At 57.9% G+C, this 15,365-nt stretch carries 15 protein-coding genes; 8 read left to right on the top strand and 7 right to left on the bottom strand.

Annotation, left to right across the window (positions count from 1 at the left end; all coding sequences use genetic code 11):
* Positions 1-51: 51 nt before the first annotated feature.
* The 3 genes from gmk (at position 52) to BQ7486_RS08900 (ending at position 3,405) form a co-directional block, all read left to right on the top strand.
* Positions 52-696 (top strand): guanylate kinase, encoded by a 645-nt coding sequence (gmk, locus tag BQ7486_RS08910; protein ID WP_074009762.1) that lies wholly within the window; start codon positions 52-54, stop codon positions 694-696.
* Between the two features lie 48 nt (positions 697-744).
* Positions 745-948, top strand: a complete 204-nt coding sequence (gene rpoZ, locus BQ7486_RS08905; RefSeq protein ID WP_022373217.1) for a DNA-directed RNA polymerase subunit omega — start codon at positions 745-747, stop codon at positions 946-948.
* A 129-nt stretch (positions 949-1,077) separates the two neighbouring features.
* The gene (locus BQ7486_RS08900; RefSeq protein WP_074009761.1) at positions 1,078-3,405 is read left to right on the top strand and encodes a RelA/SpoT family protein; all 2,328 of its coding nucleotides are present in this window, start codon (positions 1,078-1,080) and stop codon (positions 3,403-3,405) included.
* A 70-nt stretch (positions 3,406-3,475) separates the two neighbouring features.
* On the opposite strand, the gene greB is transcribed toward BQ7486_RS08900, so the two are convergent.
* From greB to modA, 6 genes are all read right to left on the bottom strand, one after another.
* The gene (gene greB, locus BQ7486_RS08895; protein WP_074009760.1) at positions 3,476-4,057 is read right to left on the bottom strand and encodes a transcription elongation factor GreB; all 582 of its coding nucleotides are present in this window, start codon (positions 4,055-4,057) and stop codon (positions 3,476-3,478) included.
* A 75-nt stretch (positions 4,058-4,132) separates the two neighbouring features.
* Positions 4,133-4,855 (bottom strand): pseudouridine synthase, encoded by a 723-nt coding sequence (locus BQ7486_RS08890; protein ID WP_084765957.1) that lies wholly within the window; start codon positions 4,853-4,855, stop codon positions 4,133-4,135.
* A gap of 186 nt (positions 4,856-5,041) precedes the next feature.
* A complete protein-coding gene (argF, locus tag BQ7486_RS08885; RefSeq protein WP_074009759.1) occupies positions 5,042-5,956 on the bottom strand; it encodes an ornithine carbamoyltransferase in 915 nt (304 codons plus the stop codon).
* A 139-nt stretch (positions 5,957-6,095) separates the two neighbouring features.
* Entirely contained in the window at positions 6,096-6,935 is an 840-nt protein-coding gene (modC, locus tag BQ7486_RS08880) for a molybdenum ABC transporter ATP-binding protein (RefSeq protein WP_074009758.1), read from the bottom strand.
* Positions 6,932-7,612, bottom strand: coding sequence for a molybdate ABC transporter permease subunit (modB, locus tag BQ7486_RS08875; RefSeq protein WP_022373223.1), 681 nt, complete (start codon positions 7,610-7,612; stop codon positions 6,932-6,934). The genes modC and modB overlap by 4 nt, the downstream gene beginning before the upstream one ends.
* A 38-nt stretch (positions 7,613-7,650) precedes the next feature.
* Positions 7,651-8,409, bottom strand: coding sequence for a molybdate ABC transporter substrate-binding protein (gene modA, locus BQ7486_RS08870; RefSeq protein WP_022373224.1), 759 nt, complete (start codon positions 8,407-8,409; stop codon positions 7,651-7,653).
* A 197-nt stretch (positions 8,410-8,606) separates the two neighbouring features.
* Here modA and BQ7486_RS08865 point away from each other — a divergent pair, with 197 nt between their 5' ends.
* The 5 genes from BQ7486_RS08865 to BQ7486_RS08845 all read left to right on the top strand — a co-directional run bounded on the left by BQ7486_RS08865 (position 8,607) and on the right by BQ7486_RS08845 (position 14,562).
* Positions 8,607-9,419 carry a TOBE domain-containing protein gene (locus tag BQ7486_RS08865; protein WP_074009757.1) on the top strand — a complete coding sequence of 271 codons (813 nt, stop codon included), beginning with the start codon at positions 8,607-8,609 and terminating at the stop codon, positions 9,417-9,419.
* A 270-nt stretch (positions 9,420-9,689) separates the two neighbouring features.
* Positions 9,690-10,307, top strand: a complete 618-nt coding sequence (locus BQ7486_RS08860) for a cytochrome c3 family protein (RefSeq protein ID WP_074009756.1) — start codon at positions 9,690-9,692, stop codon at positions 10,305-10,307.
* A gap of 171 nt (positions 10,308-10,478) precedes the next feature.
* Positions 10,479-13,151, top strand: a complete 2,673-nt coding sequence (pepN, locus tag BQ7486_RS08855; protein ID WP_074009755.1) for an aminopeptidase N — start codon at positions 10,479-10,481, stop codon at positions 13,149-13,151.
* A 23-nt stretch (positions 13,152-13,174) separates the two neighbouring features.
* A complete protein-coding gene (locus BQ7486_RS08850; RefSeq protein WP_022373228.1) occupies positions 13,175-14,176 on the top strand; it encodes a class 1 fructose-bisphosphatase in 1,002 nt (333 codons plus the stop codon).
* Between the two features lie 11 nt (positions 14,177-14,187).
* Complete coding sequence (locus tag BQ7486_RS08845) at positions 14,188-14,562, top strand: hypothetical protein (RefSeq protein WP_022372648.1); 375 nt, start codon at positions 14,188-14,190, stop codon at positions 14,560-14,562.
* 69 nt (positions 14,563-14,631) lie between these two features.
* On the opposite strand, the gene upp is transcribed toward BQ7486_RS08845, so the two are convergent.
* The gene (gene upp, locus BQ7486_RS08840; protein ID WP_022372647.1) at positions 14,632-15,279 is read right to left on the bottom strand and encodes a uracil phosphoribosyltransferase; all 648 of its coding nucleotides are present in this window, start codon (positions 15,277-15,279) and stop codon (positions 14,632-14,634) included.
* Between the last annotated feature and the right edge of the window lie 86 nt (positions 15,280-15,365).

The following is a 15,365-nucleotide window of genomic DNA, read 5'->3' as shown; positions in this document are numbered from 1 at the left end:
CGCACTTCCTTTTAAAATTAACAGATTGACTTCTTCTTTTTCAGGCTTGAGATGACTGACGAAAAACACAAAACGCAGCACGCCGGACGCCTTTTTATGGTGACCGCCCCCTCGGGCGCGGGAAAAAGTTCGCTTGTTAACGCGCTTTTAGCGGCCGACCCCGCCATCATGCTTTCCATTTCCCTCACGACGCGTGATCCGCGTCCGGGGGAAGTCAACGGGCGCGAATACCACTTTGTGTCAGTCGCCGAATTTGAAGAGCGTAAGGCACACGGTGAATTTCTTGAGTCGGCCCTTGTGCACGGCAACTACTACGGCACAAGCCGCGTCTGGATTGAAGAACAGATGGCCGCGGGGCGCGACGTGCTCCTTGAAATCGACTGGCAGGGCGCACGCCAGGTGAGAGAAAAAATCGCCGATATAGTCGGCATCTTCATTCTGCCGCCTTCCATTGAATCTTTAAACGCCCGTCTGCACAAGCGCGGCACCGACAGCGAAGCCGTCATCACACGCCGTCTGATGGGCGCGGGCGCGGAAATTGCGCATGCTCCGGAGTTTGAGTTCGTTATAATCAACGACAGCTTTGAAACGGCTTTAAGTCAGCTTAAAGCCATTGTGACTGCGTCGCGTCTGACCTACCGGCACCAGGCCGTGCGTCACCGCGATCAGTTTGTGTCTCTGGGCGTACCCGTCTGAAAAACGCCGGAAACCCGAAATTACCGTTACTTTTGAACCGATACTTCCATGGCCCGTATTACTGTTGAAGACTGCCTGAAAAAGATTCCGAACCGCTTTGAGCTCGTGCTCGCGGCTGCTTACCGTGCCCGCCTGATTGCCCAAGGCCATCAGCCCCATGTGGACGCCAAGGATAAGCCCGCCGTGGTCGCGCTGCGCGAAATCGCCAACGGCGACGTCGGCCGCGATGAAATGCTCGAGCGCGTCGTCTAGTCTTTCCTGCTGACAGTCAGACGGTGCTCAACAGAAAAAAGAAAAGCACCGTAACGAAGAAAAAATACCTCGCCGCGCAACCCCATAAACCTCGGGACTGCGCGGCTTTGTTTTTCAGGGAAGAACGTGATGCCCCAGACAGCCGCCAGACAATCCGACGCCATTTTGCGGCAGGTACCTCCCCGGCCGGAGATTCCGACGCAAAACGTGCGCCATGAGGGTGATTACGACGAAGCGTATCTGGACCGCCGGGCCGATGAGATCGTCTCCGATGATGCGGACCTGCCGCTTTACACCCCGGTGGGCAAAGCCACAGCGATTGCAACGAGCGCACAGCTTCTGGCGCGCTGCCGTCAGTACCTCTCTGAAAGCGATGTGAGCCGCATTCAGGCGGCCTTCCGCTACGCCGATGATGCGCACCTCGGGCAATTCAGAAAGTCGGGCGAACCTTACATCACGCACCCTTTGGCGGTTGCAACGATTCTCGCGGAGTGGCATCTGGATGCCGCCACAATCTGCGCGGGCCTCATGCACGACGTGCTCGAAGACACGGGCGTGGCCAAAATCGAGATGGCCGAGCAGTTCGGCATCGAAGTGACGGAAATCGTCGACGGAGTGAGCAAACTCGATAAACTCCGTTTTTCCTCCAACGAAATTGCCCAGGCCGAAAGCTTTCGAAAGATGCTTCTGGCGATGAGCCGCGACGTGCGCGTGATTCTCGTCAAGCTTGCCGACCGGCTGCATAACCTCAGAACGCTCGGCGTGATGCGCCCGGAAAAGCGGCGCCGCATCGCCACGGAAACCTTGGAAATCTACGTTCCCATCGCGCACCGTCTAGGTTTAAACACGGTTTTCCGTGAACTGCAGGAGCTCTCCTTTTTCAACCAGCATCCGTTGCGCTACGAAGTACTCAGAAAAAACCTCATCGCCTCCCGCGGCAAACGCCGTGCGGTGCTTGAGCGGATTCTGCGGGAAACGCGCGAAGTGCTTCCCAAGCACCATATCGTTGCGCAGGTTCAGGGACGCGACAAAACAATCTACGGTATCTACAACCGCATGCGTGACACGCATGCGTCGTTTTCGGACGTTTTGGACATCTACGGCTTTCGCGTGATCGTGCGTACCCGGGAGGAGTGCTACCTCGCGCTCTGCGCCCTGCATGAACTCTACAAACCCGTGCACCGGCGCTTCAAGGACTTCATCGCCATTCCCAAAGCCAACGGCTACCAGAGCCTGCACACCACCGTGATCGGTCCGAGCGGCACGCCCATTGAGTACCAGATCCGCACCGAGCAGATGCACCGCATCGACGAGATGGGCATTCTCTCGCACTGGCTCTATAACGACGGGCTCGATACGAGCGAACTGCAGAAGATGGTGGCTGCGTGGCTTCAGAGCCTTCTTGAGATTCAGCGCACCAGCGCCGACAGCTCCGAATTCATCGAAAACATCAAGATCGACCTCTTTCCGGACCGCGTCTACGTCTTTACGCCGAAATCCAAGATCATCAGTCTTCCGCGGGGCTCCTGCCCGGTGGACTTTGCCTATCAGATCCACACCGATATCGGCAACAAAACGAGCGGCTGCCGCATTAACGGCGAGGAAAAACCGCTCACCACGGAACTCAAAAACGGCGACATGGTGGAAATTCTCACCGCGGACAAAGCACAGCCCGATCCGAACTGGCTCAATTACGTCCGCTCGGGCCGTGCCCGCGCCGAAATCCGTCAGTACCTGAGAACCCGCGACTTCAAGGACAGCGTGGCCCTCGGGGAAACCTTCCTGCGTAAGGCCGCTGCTGAAGCCGGCATCAACTTTGAGATGATTCCGGAAGAAGCCTGGAAGACGGTTGTGACCGAAAACGAAACCAAAAACCGCACGGCGCTTTTTGCCGATGTGGGACAGGGCAAACTCTTTGCCGCAGCCGTCGTGACGCGCCTCGTGAACTTCATGCGGGCGCGCGAAAAGACTGCGCAGTCCACCGCCGCCGTCAGTATCCGCGGCACCGAAGGCATGGCCGTGCAGCTTGCAACGTGCTGCCACCCGATTCCGGGCGACACGATCTGGGGCTTTATGCGCAAAGGCCACGGTCTCTCTGTACACCGCGCCGACTGTGAGCACACCGTCCGCGGCCGCAAGGTTGACTCTGAGCGCTGGATGGCCGCGGACTGGAAGGAAGACATTGCCTCTGATGCGCGCTTTCCGGTGCCCGTTGAACTGGAAGTCACCGACGAGCGCTCCGCGCTTGCGGGTGTGGCCGCCGAACTTGCCAAAGCGGGCTCCGCCATTGTGGGCGTCAACATGAACGACAACGGCAAAACGGACAACGAGCTCAGACTCATGATTCAGGTTAAGGACCGCGTGCACCTGCTGCATGTGCTCAGGATGGTGCGGCAGCTGCCCACCGTCACGTCTGCGGCCCGGTGCCTCGACGGCGACAAGGTGATCCGCATCTGACGCAAAACCCAATTAAAAAGGCCGGTCTCCGCAAAGAAACCGGCCTCTTTTTTGAAGCGTATTGCGTGAATCAGTACGGCTGCTCGGCCGTATAGCGCACCTCAACGATCTCAAGCTCTTCAACACGCGCCGGATGATCGATTGTCGCAGGCGTCGGAAGCCGCACTTCATCACCCTCACGCTTTTTGAGAAACACGCGGGCAATCGGACTGATCCAGCTCACGTCCCCGTGATCGGGATCAGCTTCATCAATCCCCACAATGCGGATCGTGTGCTCTTCTCCGGTCGTGAGGTTTTCATACGTGACCGTAGCACCGAAAAAGACCTGATCGGTCGCGGGACGCGTTTCCGGAGCCACGACTTCAGCAGACTCCACGCGCTTATTTAAAAAGCGGATGCGGCGGTCAATTTCGCGCAGACGGCGCTTACCGTACTGATAGTCGCCGTTTTCACTGCGGTCACCGTTACTGGCGGCCCAGCTCACAACGCTCACAACCTGAGGACGTTCGACGTTCACAAGGTGTTCACGCTCGTCCAAAAGCCTGCGGTAGCAGGCGGGCGTCATGTAGTTTTTGGTGTTTGCAGGCAGCCCGGGAAGCTTTACTTCCTCTTCGTCGCCGTCCTGCGCGCTCTGCATTGTCTGCTCAGTCATAGCTCATGTTCCACAACGGGCGGCACTCAATTGCCCGCCCGAAAAGCCGGAGGATTTTAAGCCGGCAGCGGCCGCCTAAAAGGCCTCGTTTTCGCCTAAGTAGCGCCACGCACCCAAAGGAAGGTCTCCCAACCGCACGCGGCCGATACGCACGCGTTTAAGCCGCAGCACTTTAAGCCCCACAGCCTCACACATACGGCGAATCTGACGCTTTTTGCCTTCACGGAGCACAAACTGCAGCTCATCGGCGTTAAGCCGCGTCACCTTTGCGGGCAAAAGCGCCACGCCGTCAAGCGACAGGCCGTGATTTAAAAGCGCAAGGTTTTTGTCCGAAAGCCGCAGCGGCACCGTGCCGTCGGCGTTACCCACACGCACGATGTACTCTTTGTCGACGTCACTCGTTTCACCGATGATGGTTTTGGCAACGCGCCCGTCCTGCGTGAGGACCAACAGCCCCATGGAGTCGATATCGAGGCGCCCTGCTGGCACCAGATGCGCGAGCTGCGCGCGCGACCAGCGCCTCGGACTCGTGTCTTTGGCCCAGTGATTTTCCGGCGTCACGAGAACTTTTGCGGGCTCATAGCCGTCTTCAGCCTGGCCGCTCACGTATCCCACGGGTTTATTGATGAGAATCGTGACGCGCTCACCCTGCTCGGCACTTGCCCGGCGGTCAATGGTGATCACGTCCTCACGCGTCACCTTTTGACCGAGCTCAGCGGTAACGCCGTTAACCTTCACCCAGCCCGCGGCAATCCAGGCATCGGCCTCCCGACGGCTTGAAAGGCCGAGTTCACTCATGCGCTTACTGAGCCGCTGCGGTGCGTCGGGATCAGCCGGCGCGGCCGCTGTCGGCGCCTTTTCGGGGCGGCGCCCGGCAAAGGGCGCTCCTCCGAAAGCGGGCTTACCGTGGCTTTTCACGAAGCCCCGGTTCACCGGCCGCGGCCTGCGGCTTGTCTTGGGAAAACTGCGTTCTGCCACAGCTGTTTAGCCGACGCGGCCCAGAAGGCAGTATTCCATGATGCCTTTTTGCGCGTGCAGACGGTTTTCGGCCTCATCCCACACCACGGACTGGGGTCCGTCGATCACGTCAGCCGTGACTTCTTCACCGCGGTGCGCGGGCAGGCAGTGCATGAAAAGCGCGCCGGGGTTGGCGGCCTTCATCACACGGTCGTTGACCTGGAAGTCAGCAAAGTCCTTGCGGCGCTTGGCGTTTTCTTCTTCAAAGCCCATCGAGGTCCAGACGTCCGTGGTGACAAGATCGGCGCCCTTGGCGGCTTCAACCGGATCACGCGTCACCGTGTAGTAATCGGTCCCCGCGGGGATGAGTTTGGTGTCAATCGGATAGCCCTCGGGGATCGCAAGCGTCATATGAAATCCCAGGATTTTTGCCGCTTCAAGCCAGGAGTAGCTCATGTTGTTCGCGTCCCCGATCCAGGCAACCTTTTTACCCTGAATCGAACCGCGGTGCTCCATGAAGGTCATGATGTCGGTCATGATCTGCACAGGGTGATATTCATTGGTAAGGCCGTTAATCACCGGCACCTTGCTGTTTTTTGCAAACGCTTCCAGGCGGTCCTGCCCGAAGGTGCGGATCATCACCAGATCGACCATGCGGCTGATGACGCGCGCCGTGTCTTCGATGGATTCCGAGCGCCCGAGCTGCGAGCCCTGAGACGTCAGATTGATGACGTTGCCGCCGAACTGATAAAAACCCGCTTCAAAGGAAACACGCGTGCGGGTGCTTGCCTTTTCAAAGATCATCGCGAGCACTTTGCCGCGGAAAGGTTCGTAGGGGATGCCCGCTTTCTGCAGTGCCTTGATCGCAAGCGCGCGGTCAAGCATGTGGTTGAGTTCGTCAGCGGTAAAGTCGGAAAGCTTGAGAAAGTGTCGGATCGTCATGGCTGCTGTCGTTTAAAAAATTTCTGACGTCGGCGCCCGGCCGTAAGGCCGGTGCCGGCGCGTTTTTTCCGAGGTGAAAAAACTCAGATAATCCTGTTGATTTTAATGCGCGGGCCGGCCTGAGGAAAAGACTGTGGTCCTAACCTCCGGCGGCGGAGAGATCCAGACTCAGCACGTCGCCCGGTTTTGCTCCGGTGGCCGCTATCCAGATCTCCTTCTCACCCATTTCAGGAAGCCTTATCTTCATGCGTGAAGAATCCGGATCAACTTCAACGACAACGGCCGAAAGCGTTCCGACGGTACGGCGCGAGGCAAAGACGTCCTTTACCGGTCCTTCGGTCGTTTTTCTGCCCTGACTCAGCATCACCACACGGTCGGCCAGACGCTCAACCTCCTCTTCGGAGTGCGTCACGTAAAGAATCGGAATGCTGAGCTCCTTTCTGAGCTTTTCAAGCCACGGGAGAATTTCGCGGCGCCTGGCGTTGTCAAGACTCGCCAGAGGCTCATCCATCAGAAGAATCGTGGGTTTGACGGCAAGACTTCGGGCAATGGCGCAGCGCTGACGCTCGCCGCCCGAAAGTTCGTTGGTCCGGCGCTCAAGCAGATGTCCGATTCCCAAAAGCTCCACGGCATGCGCCAGGCGCTCGGCCGCGTCCGCATCACGGATGCGCTTCATCCCGTACTCAAGGTTCTGCCGGACGTTTAAGTGATCAAAAAGGCTGGCTTCCTGAAAGACGTACCCGAGCCGCCGCGCATAGGTCGGCACAAAAATACCGGCCGCATCGTCCTGCCAGACGCGGCCTGCCACAACGACGCGCCCCCGGGCTTTCTCAAGGCCCGCGATGCAGCGCAGCACCGTCGTCTTGCCGCAGCCCGAGGGTCCGAAAAGGGCGGTGACGCCGTCCTCCGGAATGTCAAAGGCAACGTCAAGCGAAAACCCGGCCGTGCGGGTGAGTTTCAGTTGCGCGTGTCCCGTCATACGCTCACCGCCTTGGCACGCCGGTTAAGAAATGAAAGTGCCAGAAGCACCGCAAAGGAAAAGACGAGCATGCCGCCCGCAAGCCAGTGGGCCTTATCGTATTCCATCGCTTCGACAAAGGTGTAGATCTCGGTGGAAACAACCTGGGTTTTGCCGGGGATATTGCCGCCGATCATGAGCACCACACCGAACTCACCGATCGTATGGGCAAAGGTGAGCACCAGAGCCGTGAATATGCCGGGGCGCACCAGCGGAAGCACCACGGAAAAAAAGGCGTCAATCGGTTTGGCTCCAAGCGTTGCGGCCACTTCCGCGGGGCGCTCACCGAGCGCTTCAAACGCTGCCTGCAGGGGCTGCACCGCAAAAGGCAGCGAGTAAATGAGTGACCCGATCACCAGGCCCGGAAAGGTAAAGGTAAGAAGCCCCAGCCCCATTGACTGCGTAAGCTGCCCCAGGGGGCCGTGCGGGCCAAGCGCCACCAGGATATAAAACCCGAGCACCGAAGGCGGCAGCACCAGCGGAAGCGTGACCACCGCCCCCACCGGCGCCCGCCACGCGCTTTTGGTGCGTGCCAGCCACCACGCCAGGGGCGCAGCGAGGATCAGAAGGACAACAGTCGTGACGGCGGCAAGCTCAAGGCTTAACCACACAGGTTCCAGAGAGATATCGTCCGGCACTTCCCGTCTCCTGTCTGTTGCTCACCGCCATTAATGAATCAGTTTGTGCCGTAACCGTAGGCAGTCTTCACCTTGGCGGCTTCCCCGCCCTTTAAGAACTGCAGAAACTCTGCCGCAGCCTTCAGAGACTTGCCGTTTTTAAGAAGCACCGCATCCTGGCGGATCTTACCGTAGTAGTCAGCCGGAATCACCCAGCCCGAGCCGGAAGTCATCTTGCCGTTCTTATAGACCTGACTTAAGGCCACAAAGCCCACATCGGCGTTGCCGGTCTTCACAAACTGGAAGGTCTTGCCGATGTTGTCGCCCTCGACAAACTTAGGCTGCACCTTCTCAAAAACCTTCATGTGCTTCAAAGTCTCATAAGCAGCGAGGCCGTACGGAGCGAGCTTTGGGTGGGCCACGGCACACTTATTGAAGTCAGCCGTTTCCAAAAGCTTCGCACCGTCCTTGATTTTGCCCGCGTCCGAAGACCAAAAGACGAGCTTACCCACGGCGTAGGTAAAGACGGAACTTGCGACACCGTAGCCTTCGGTCACGGCCTTTTTCGGCGTCTTGGCGTCAGCAGCCAGCAAAACGTCATAGGTCGCACCGTTTTTGATCTGGCCGTAGAACATGCCGGTCGAACCAAAACTCAGAATGACCTTGTGGCCGGTCTTCGCTTCAAAAACAGGCGCGAGTTCTTTGGCCGGCGCCGTGAAGTTGGCGGCCACCGCCACGTGAATTTCATCGGCAAAAGACGCCGCAGCTGCGGCACAAAAGACAGCGGCAACGGCTGCCTTCACAAAACGGTTCGTCATTTTTTTATTCCCCTTGGAAAAAAATCTGTTCTCGGGCCGCCTCCGGCACAAAAACAAGGCGCCGCGTCCGCCGGTTTCGGGAGAATAGCACGTTATTCATAAAATGAATCACGAATACCTCTTCTGATGTCGCAAAACGTTTTATCCCGTGCAATACTTGCCGGACATTCGGCAGACACTTTTACCCGGGGCGATTCATGGCTGAGGAAAAAACGGTTCAGGAAAGCGCGGCTCAGACTCCGCTCAAGACGCGGCTTGCCGACCCCATTGCGCTCACGCGCCAGTTAAGCAGCATGGTCGATAAGCGCTACGACATCCTCAGACGCATCGGGGAGACGGGCTCAATTTCAGAGGCCGCCCGCACGGCCGGGGTCTCCTATAAAGCCGCCTGGCAGGCCATTGAAACGCTCTCAAACCTCGCGGGCAGCCCGCTTGTGGAAAAAGTGGTGGGCGGCAGCAAAGGCGGCGGCACACGGCTCACCCCCGTCGGAGAACAGGTTCTCAAACTCGCCTCGCGCCTTGCGGAAGCACGCGCCGCGGTGCTTGCGCAGTTTGAGTCCGAGTTTGTCCCGGAACTTGCCAACCTCTCGGCTTCCACGCTGCGCACCTCGATGCGCAACCACCTTCCCGCCGTCATCACCCGGATTTCGCGCGGGGCCGCGCAGGTGCGCGTGCATCTGAAAATTGACGAGGAAAACAGCCTCAAGGCAACGCTTACGCAGGAAAGCGCCCAGTTAATGGGGCTTGACGTCGGCACAAAAGTGCTCGCTCTGACGAAAGCCACGGCCGTTGAAATCGCGCAGCAGGCCGTGCAGCAGGATTACGGCAACATTCTCAGGGGGACTGTTGTGAGAACGTCGCGCGCCGACCGAGGCGGCGAAGTGACCCTGAGACTTGCGGGCGGTATGGCCCTTGTGGGGTTTTCTCGCCCCCGTCACGGCTTACGTGTCGGGGATACCGCTGAGGCCTATATCTCACCGCAGAGTGTTGTGATCGGGCTTTTCACTTAAGGCGCTTCTATCAGATCTGTAAACTTCGGATACAAAGATTCAAGCCGTTGATCAATGTCAAAACCCTGAACGGCCCTTCATTTTCAGATCCACTTAATATTTGCCCCGTGGATGCCCGGGTGCACCGCAGACAAATTCGGGCGCAGTCCTCGGAACCAGCGCCGCGTAAAATTTTGCGTCCCGCCCCTCAGAGACGGCGTGCCGCACACACTGAAAAAACAAAAATAAGCCCCTCCGGTCTTGTACCGCGGATGGCTCAGGAGTTGAAAAATGAGCTTTAACAAAAACAGCAAATGGTTCGCCAGCGGCCTCGTCCTGGTCGGTATCGTTGTGGGCGTTGCCCTTGTTTCCGCCGGTACGGCTGTTGTTCACTGGTCCGGTTCCACGCAGTTCTGCGGCACGTTCTGCCACTCCATGGACCGCGTCTATGCCGCTTACCAGCACGGTCTGCACGGCAAGACCAACGTCGGCGTTGAAGTGGGTTGCGTTGACTGCCATCTGAAGTATGAATCCGAAAAGTCCATCTCTCAGGCTCAGGTCGTTGGTCTGCTCTGGCACAAGGCAATGAGCGGTTCTTCTTCCCTTTGGGGTGAAATCCGCGGCACGATGAGCACGCCGGAAAAGCAGAAGGCCATGCAGAATGAACTTTCCGAGAAGTATCTGAAGTGGGCCCGCTCCACGGGCTTCCAGAACTGCCGCGGCTGCCATGACCTCAATAACTTTAAGGTCAACCCCGCCAAGCCCATGGTTGCTCCGATGCACAAGATGATGGCCGATACGCCGGAAGCCGACTGCATCGAATGCCACAAGACCGCCGGCCACGACTACGAGGCGATCGACAAGGCTGAGGCCAAACCCGCAGCTGCCGCCAAGGAAAGCGCCAATTAATCGGTCTGTAATCAGCTGATCAGGCATAAAGCCCGGAGAGAATTTCCCGGGCTTTTTCTTTGTCTGAAAATTGTGTCCGCACACTGCGCCGAAAACCCCGATGCCGGCGCTAGAATGCCCGGCAACCTTTGTTTTTTAACGCTCAGACTTTGAGCTTCGGAATTTTTCAAAGTGACTGATTCCCCCCGTACCATTTTCCGAAAGGACTACAAGCCCTACACCCACTCGATTGACTCGGTGGAGCTTGACTTTGTTCTCGACCCGCAGAGCACGCTTGTCACAAGCCGCATGAAGGTCACACCCAAGCGCGATGCCGAAACCGATGACCTCGTCTTAAACGGGCACAACCTCACGTTTGAAAGCCTCAGAATCAATGACCGTGAGGCCAAGGACAACGAATACAGCCTCACCGAAGACTCGCTCACGGTCTACGGCGTAAGCCACCAGACCGACATCACGATCGTAACCCGCTTCAGCCCGGCCGAAAACACGGATCTCTCGGGCATCTACATGTCGGCGGGGTCCTTTATGAGCCAGTGCGAGGCCGAGGGGTTCCGGGCGATCACCTACTGGCCCGACCGCCCCGACGTGATGAGCCGCTTTACGGTGACAATGCACGCGGACAAGTCCGCCTACCCGGTGCTTCTTTCCAACGGCAACCTTGTGGCTAGCGGCGATGAAAGCGAAGGGCGCCACTGGGCGCGCTGGGAAGATCCCTTTAAAAAGCCCTGCTACCTCTTTGCCCTGGTGGCCGGCCGCTTTTCCGTGCGCGGCGACAAAATCACGCTTAAAAACGGGCACGAGTGCCTGCTGCAGGTCTGGACCGAAGAGAAGAATTTCGACAAGAGCGCCTGGGCGCTGCAGTGTCTGAAAAAGGCCATTTTCTGGGATGAGGAGCGCTGGGGTCTGGAACTTGATCTTGACCGCTTCATGATCGTGGCAACCGATGACTTTAACTTCGGCGCCATGGAAAATAAGGGCCTCAACATCTTTAATTCCCGCTACGTGATGGCAACGCCCGACATTGCAACGGACGCCGACTACGCCGCCGTTGAGTCCGTGGTGGGGCACGAGTATTTCCATAACTGGACCGGTGACCGCGTCACGCTCAGAGACTGGTTCCAGCTCACCTTAAAGGAAGGCCTCACGGTATTCCGTGACCAGGAGTTCTCGATGGACATGGCCCCGGACAGCACGTCCCGTGCCATCAAGCGCATCAAAGACGTGAAGGCCTTAAGAACCGCGCAGTTCCCGGAAGACGCGGGCCCCATGTCGCATCCGATCCGTCCGGACAGCTACCGCGAGATCAACAATTTCTACACGATGACCGTGTATGAAAAGGGCGCGGAAGTAATCCGCATGCTGCAGACCATGCTCGGTAAAGACGGTTTCCGCAAGGGGCTTGACCGCTACATCATGCTGCATGACGGCAACGCCGTGACGTGCGATGACTTCATTGCCGCGATGGCGGAAGCCAACAACCGCGATCTCGGACACTTTGCGCTCTGGTGGTCGCAGTCAGGCACCCCCCGCGTGTCGGTGGAAACAAGCTACGACGAAGTTCATCAGACCTTAACGCTCAGAGCCTCGCAGGCAACGCCGGCGACGGCAGACCAGAAGGAAAAGGCGCCGCTCGTCATTCCGATTTCCGTGGGGCTGCTCGACACCGAAGGCCGCGACATGACGCTGAAGCTCGCCGATGACAACGAAGCAGCCGTACCGCAGACCACGCGCACCCTGATACTTGAAGACGAAAGCGACGAGTGGGTCTTTAAAAACGTGGAATGTAATCCCGTGCTTTCTCTGGGCCGCGGCTTTTCCGCGCCTGTGATCTTTGACTACCCCTACAGCCGCGAAGAACTCGCGTTTCTGGCCTGCCACGACAGCGATCCCTTCAACCGCTATGAAGCGATGCAGCGCCTGGCTGTTGACGGCTTAAACACCATGATCGACATGGTGGAGGCAGGCGAAGAGCCTGAAGTGAACGACGCCTGGTCAACGACCTTCCGCTCAGTGCTTAACGACGATGGTCTCTCGCCCGCCTTCAGGGCAGCAGCACTGCAGCTGCCCGACGAAATGACGGTTGCGATGACGCGCGCCATGATTAACCCGGACGCCGTGCGCACGGCCTGGCTTTCCGCGCAGGCCTTTTTCGGACGCCACTTAAGCCAGGACTTCTCTTCCACCGTTTTGAAGAACTTCTCCGCGGCGGACTATTCGCCCGACGCGGTTGAGGCCGGAAAGCGGGCACTTAAAAACACGGCGCTTGACTATTGGCTTGCGGGCGGCAGCGCCAAGGCGCTTTTAACCGCACGCGATCAGTTTGACAACAGCGACAACCTCACCGACCGGCTCGCAGCGCTGCAGATGGTTGTCAACAGCCAAAGCCCCGCAAAGGTCGACGTGCTCGATGCCGCCGCACGCCTCTGGGTAAGCGAACCGCTGCTGATGAACAAGTGGTTTACGGTGCAGGCAACGGCCGTTGCGCGCGCCAACGAATGCCCGGTCGTGGACCGCGTGCGGGCTCTGATGGCAAGCAAGGTCTTTTCCATTAAAAATCCGAACAACGTCTACGCCCTTGTAAACGCCTTCTTTACCCGCAATCCGGGCGAATTTCACCGTGCCGACGGCTCGGGCTACCGCTTCTGGGCGGAGACCGTGCAGGCCGTGGACAAAATTAATACCCATGTGGCCGCGCGCCTTGCAAGAGCTCTTGACAACTGGCGCCGGTTTGACCCGGCACGCGCCAAACTCATGCATGCGGCGCTTACTGAGGTCGCCCAAAACACCACGCTTTCTTCGGGCGTGCGTGAAGTCGTCGACAAGGCGTTGAACTGCCGTTAACCGTTTATCAGGAATTTTTAGTTATGACGCACACAACACTGAAGCATTACCTTGAAGCGGAAGTCACAAAAAACGGCCTGCCGCAGAAACTTGCCGACCTTATCACCGGAGTGGCTGAAACGAGTAAGGAAATCAGTTACGAAGTAAGCCGCGGCGCGCTTGCCGGCGTTCTCGGCATGGCCGGTACCGAAAACATTCAGGGTGAGGATCAGAAAAAGCTTGACGTCATCAGTAACCGCCTGATGGTGGAAGGCTGCATTGCCACGGGAGCCGTGAGCGCCATGGCTAGCGAAGAAATGGATCACGCCCTCTTGGTTCCGGCCGATAAGCCCGTTGGTCCCTACCTCATCTGCTTTGACCCCCTGGACGGCTCAAGCAACATCGACATCAATGTCTCGATCGGCACGATTTTCTCGGTGCTGCCGAGTCCGAAGGGCGCTTCCCGCGACATCACCGATGATGATTTTCTGCAGTCAGGCGACAATCAGCTGGCCGCCGGCTACGTGATCTACGGCCCGCAGACGCAGCTTGTCTTTACCGTTGGCCGGGGCGTGGCGATGTTTACGCTTGATCCCGACAGCGGCGACTTTATCCTCACGACCCCGGTTGTGACGCTCGCTGCCGACACCAAGGAATTTGCCATCAACATGTCCAACATGCGCCACTGGCAGGAACCGGTGAAGCGCTATGTCGCTGAACTGCTGCAGGGCACAACGGGCGTGCGCGGCAAGGACTTCAACATGCGCTGGGTGGCGGCGATGGTCGCCGAAGTGCACCGCATTCTTTCCCGCGGCGGTATCTTTATGTATCCGAGGGACGACCGCGATCCGGCCAAGCCCGGGAAACTGCGCCTTATGTACGAAGCCAATCCCATGAGCTGGCTCATTGAGCAGTCGGGCGGCGCCTCGACTGACGGACGGCAACGCATTCTTTCAATTGCCCCGGAAAAATTACACCAGCGTGTGGCAGTATTTCTCGGAGCGAAAAACGAGGTGGAACTCGTCACGTCCTACCACAAAAATTAAGGCATCTTCTCATGAAAAAAACTGCAGCCGTTCTTACCGCCGTAACGGCCCTTTTGGCCGTCAGCTCCGTGAGCGCCCAGTCGTCGTTTACCGATGATCTGAAAAAGAGCTGGCAGGCCACCAAAGAAGCGGCTGCAGACACCTGGGAAAAGGCCAAGGACGCCACCGCTGAAACACGGGAGAAGTCCGCTGACAAAGCCTCTGACGCGTGGTCTGACGCAAAAAAGTCCGCGTCTGAAGGCTGGGACAAGGCCAAGGACATCACTTCCGACAGCTGGGATAAAACCAAAGAGTTGTCTGCCGAAGGGTGGGCCGCCGCCAAGGAAAAAACGAAGGAAGGCTACAAGGCCGGCAAAGAGAAACTCAGAAACTGGCTGGCTGAGTAACGGTTTACCCCAAGGATTAAAAAAGACGGGCTGCTTCAAAAAGGCAGCCCGTTTTGGCGTCATTACCGTTTATTTGGTGCCGAAGAGCCGGTCACCGGCGTCGCCCAGGCCCGGCACGATGTAGGCCTTTTCATTGAGTTTTTCATCAAGCGAAGCGACATACACATCAATATCGGGGTGGTTCTTCTGGAACACCTCAACGCCTTCGGGAGCTGCCACAAGCGCAAGGAAGCGGATGGAATTTCCCGCCACACCGCGTTTTTTCAGAACATCTGCGGCATGCACGGCCGAGTAGCCGGTCGCCATCATCGGATCACAGATGATAAAGAGGCGGTCGGTGACGTCAGGAAGCCGCACGAGGTACTCCACCGGCCGGTGGTTTTCATCGCGGTACATGCCGATATGCCCCACACGCGCCGAAGGCATGAGCTGCAGAAGGCCGTCACTCATTCCGAGCCCGGCACGCAGCACCGGCACGATCACCTGCTTTTTGCCGGCAAGAGTCGGCGCCTGCATCGGTCCGATCGGGGTTTCAATATGACGGTGCGAAAGCGGCAGATCACGCGTGAGTTCGTAGCCCATCAGCACGGTGATTTCATGCAGCAGCTGACGAAACACGTTGGTACTCGTCTCTTTCTGACGCATGATGGTGAGTTTGTGCTGAATCAGCGGATGATCAACGATATGAAGTCGCGGGAAACGGGCGTCGGTTTTCATATAAATTTATTCCCAAGATCGGTTGCAGACTGCTGGTAATGATACTCGTGTCAGGCAAATTCTTAAGCCTCATGAAATCTTGCAAC

This window comes from Duodenibacillus massiliensis, from assembly GCF_900128485.1.
Taxonomy (GTDB): domain Bacteria; phylum Pseudomonadota; class Gammaproteobacteria; order Burkholderiales; family Burkholderiaceae_F; genus Duodenibacillus; species Duodenibacillus massiliensis.
Note: the sequence above shows the minus strand (reverse complement) of the source record. Positions and strands in the feature narration are given on the sequence as shown.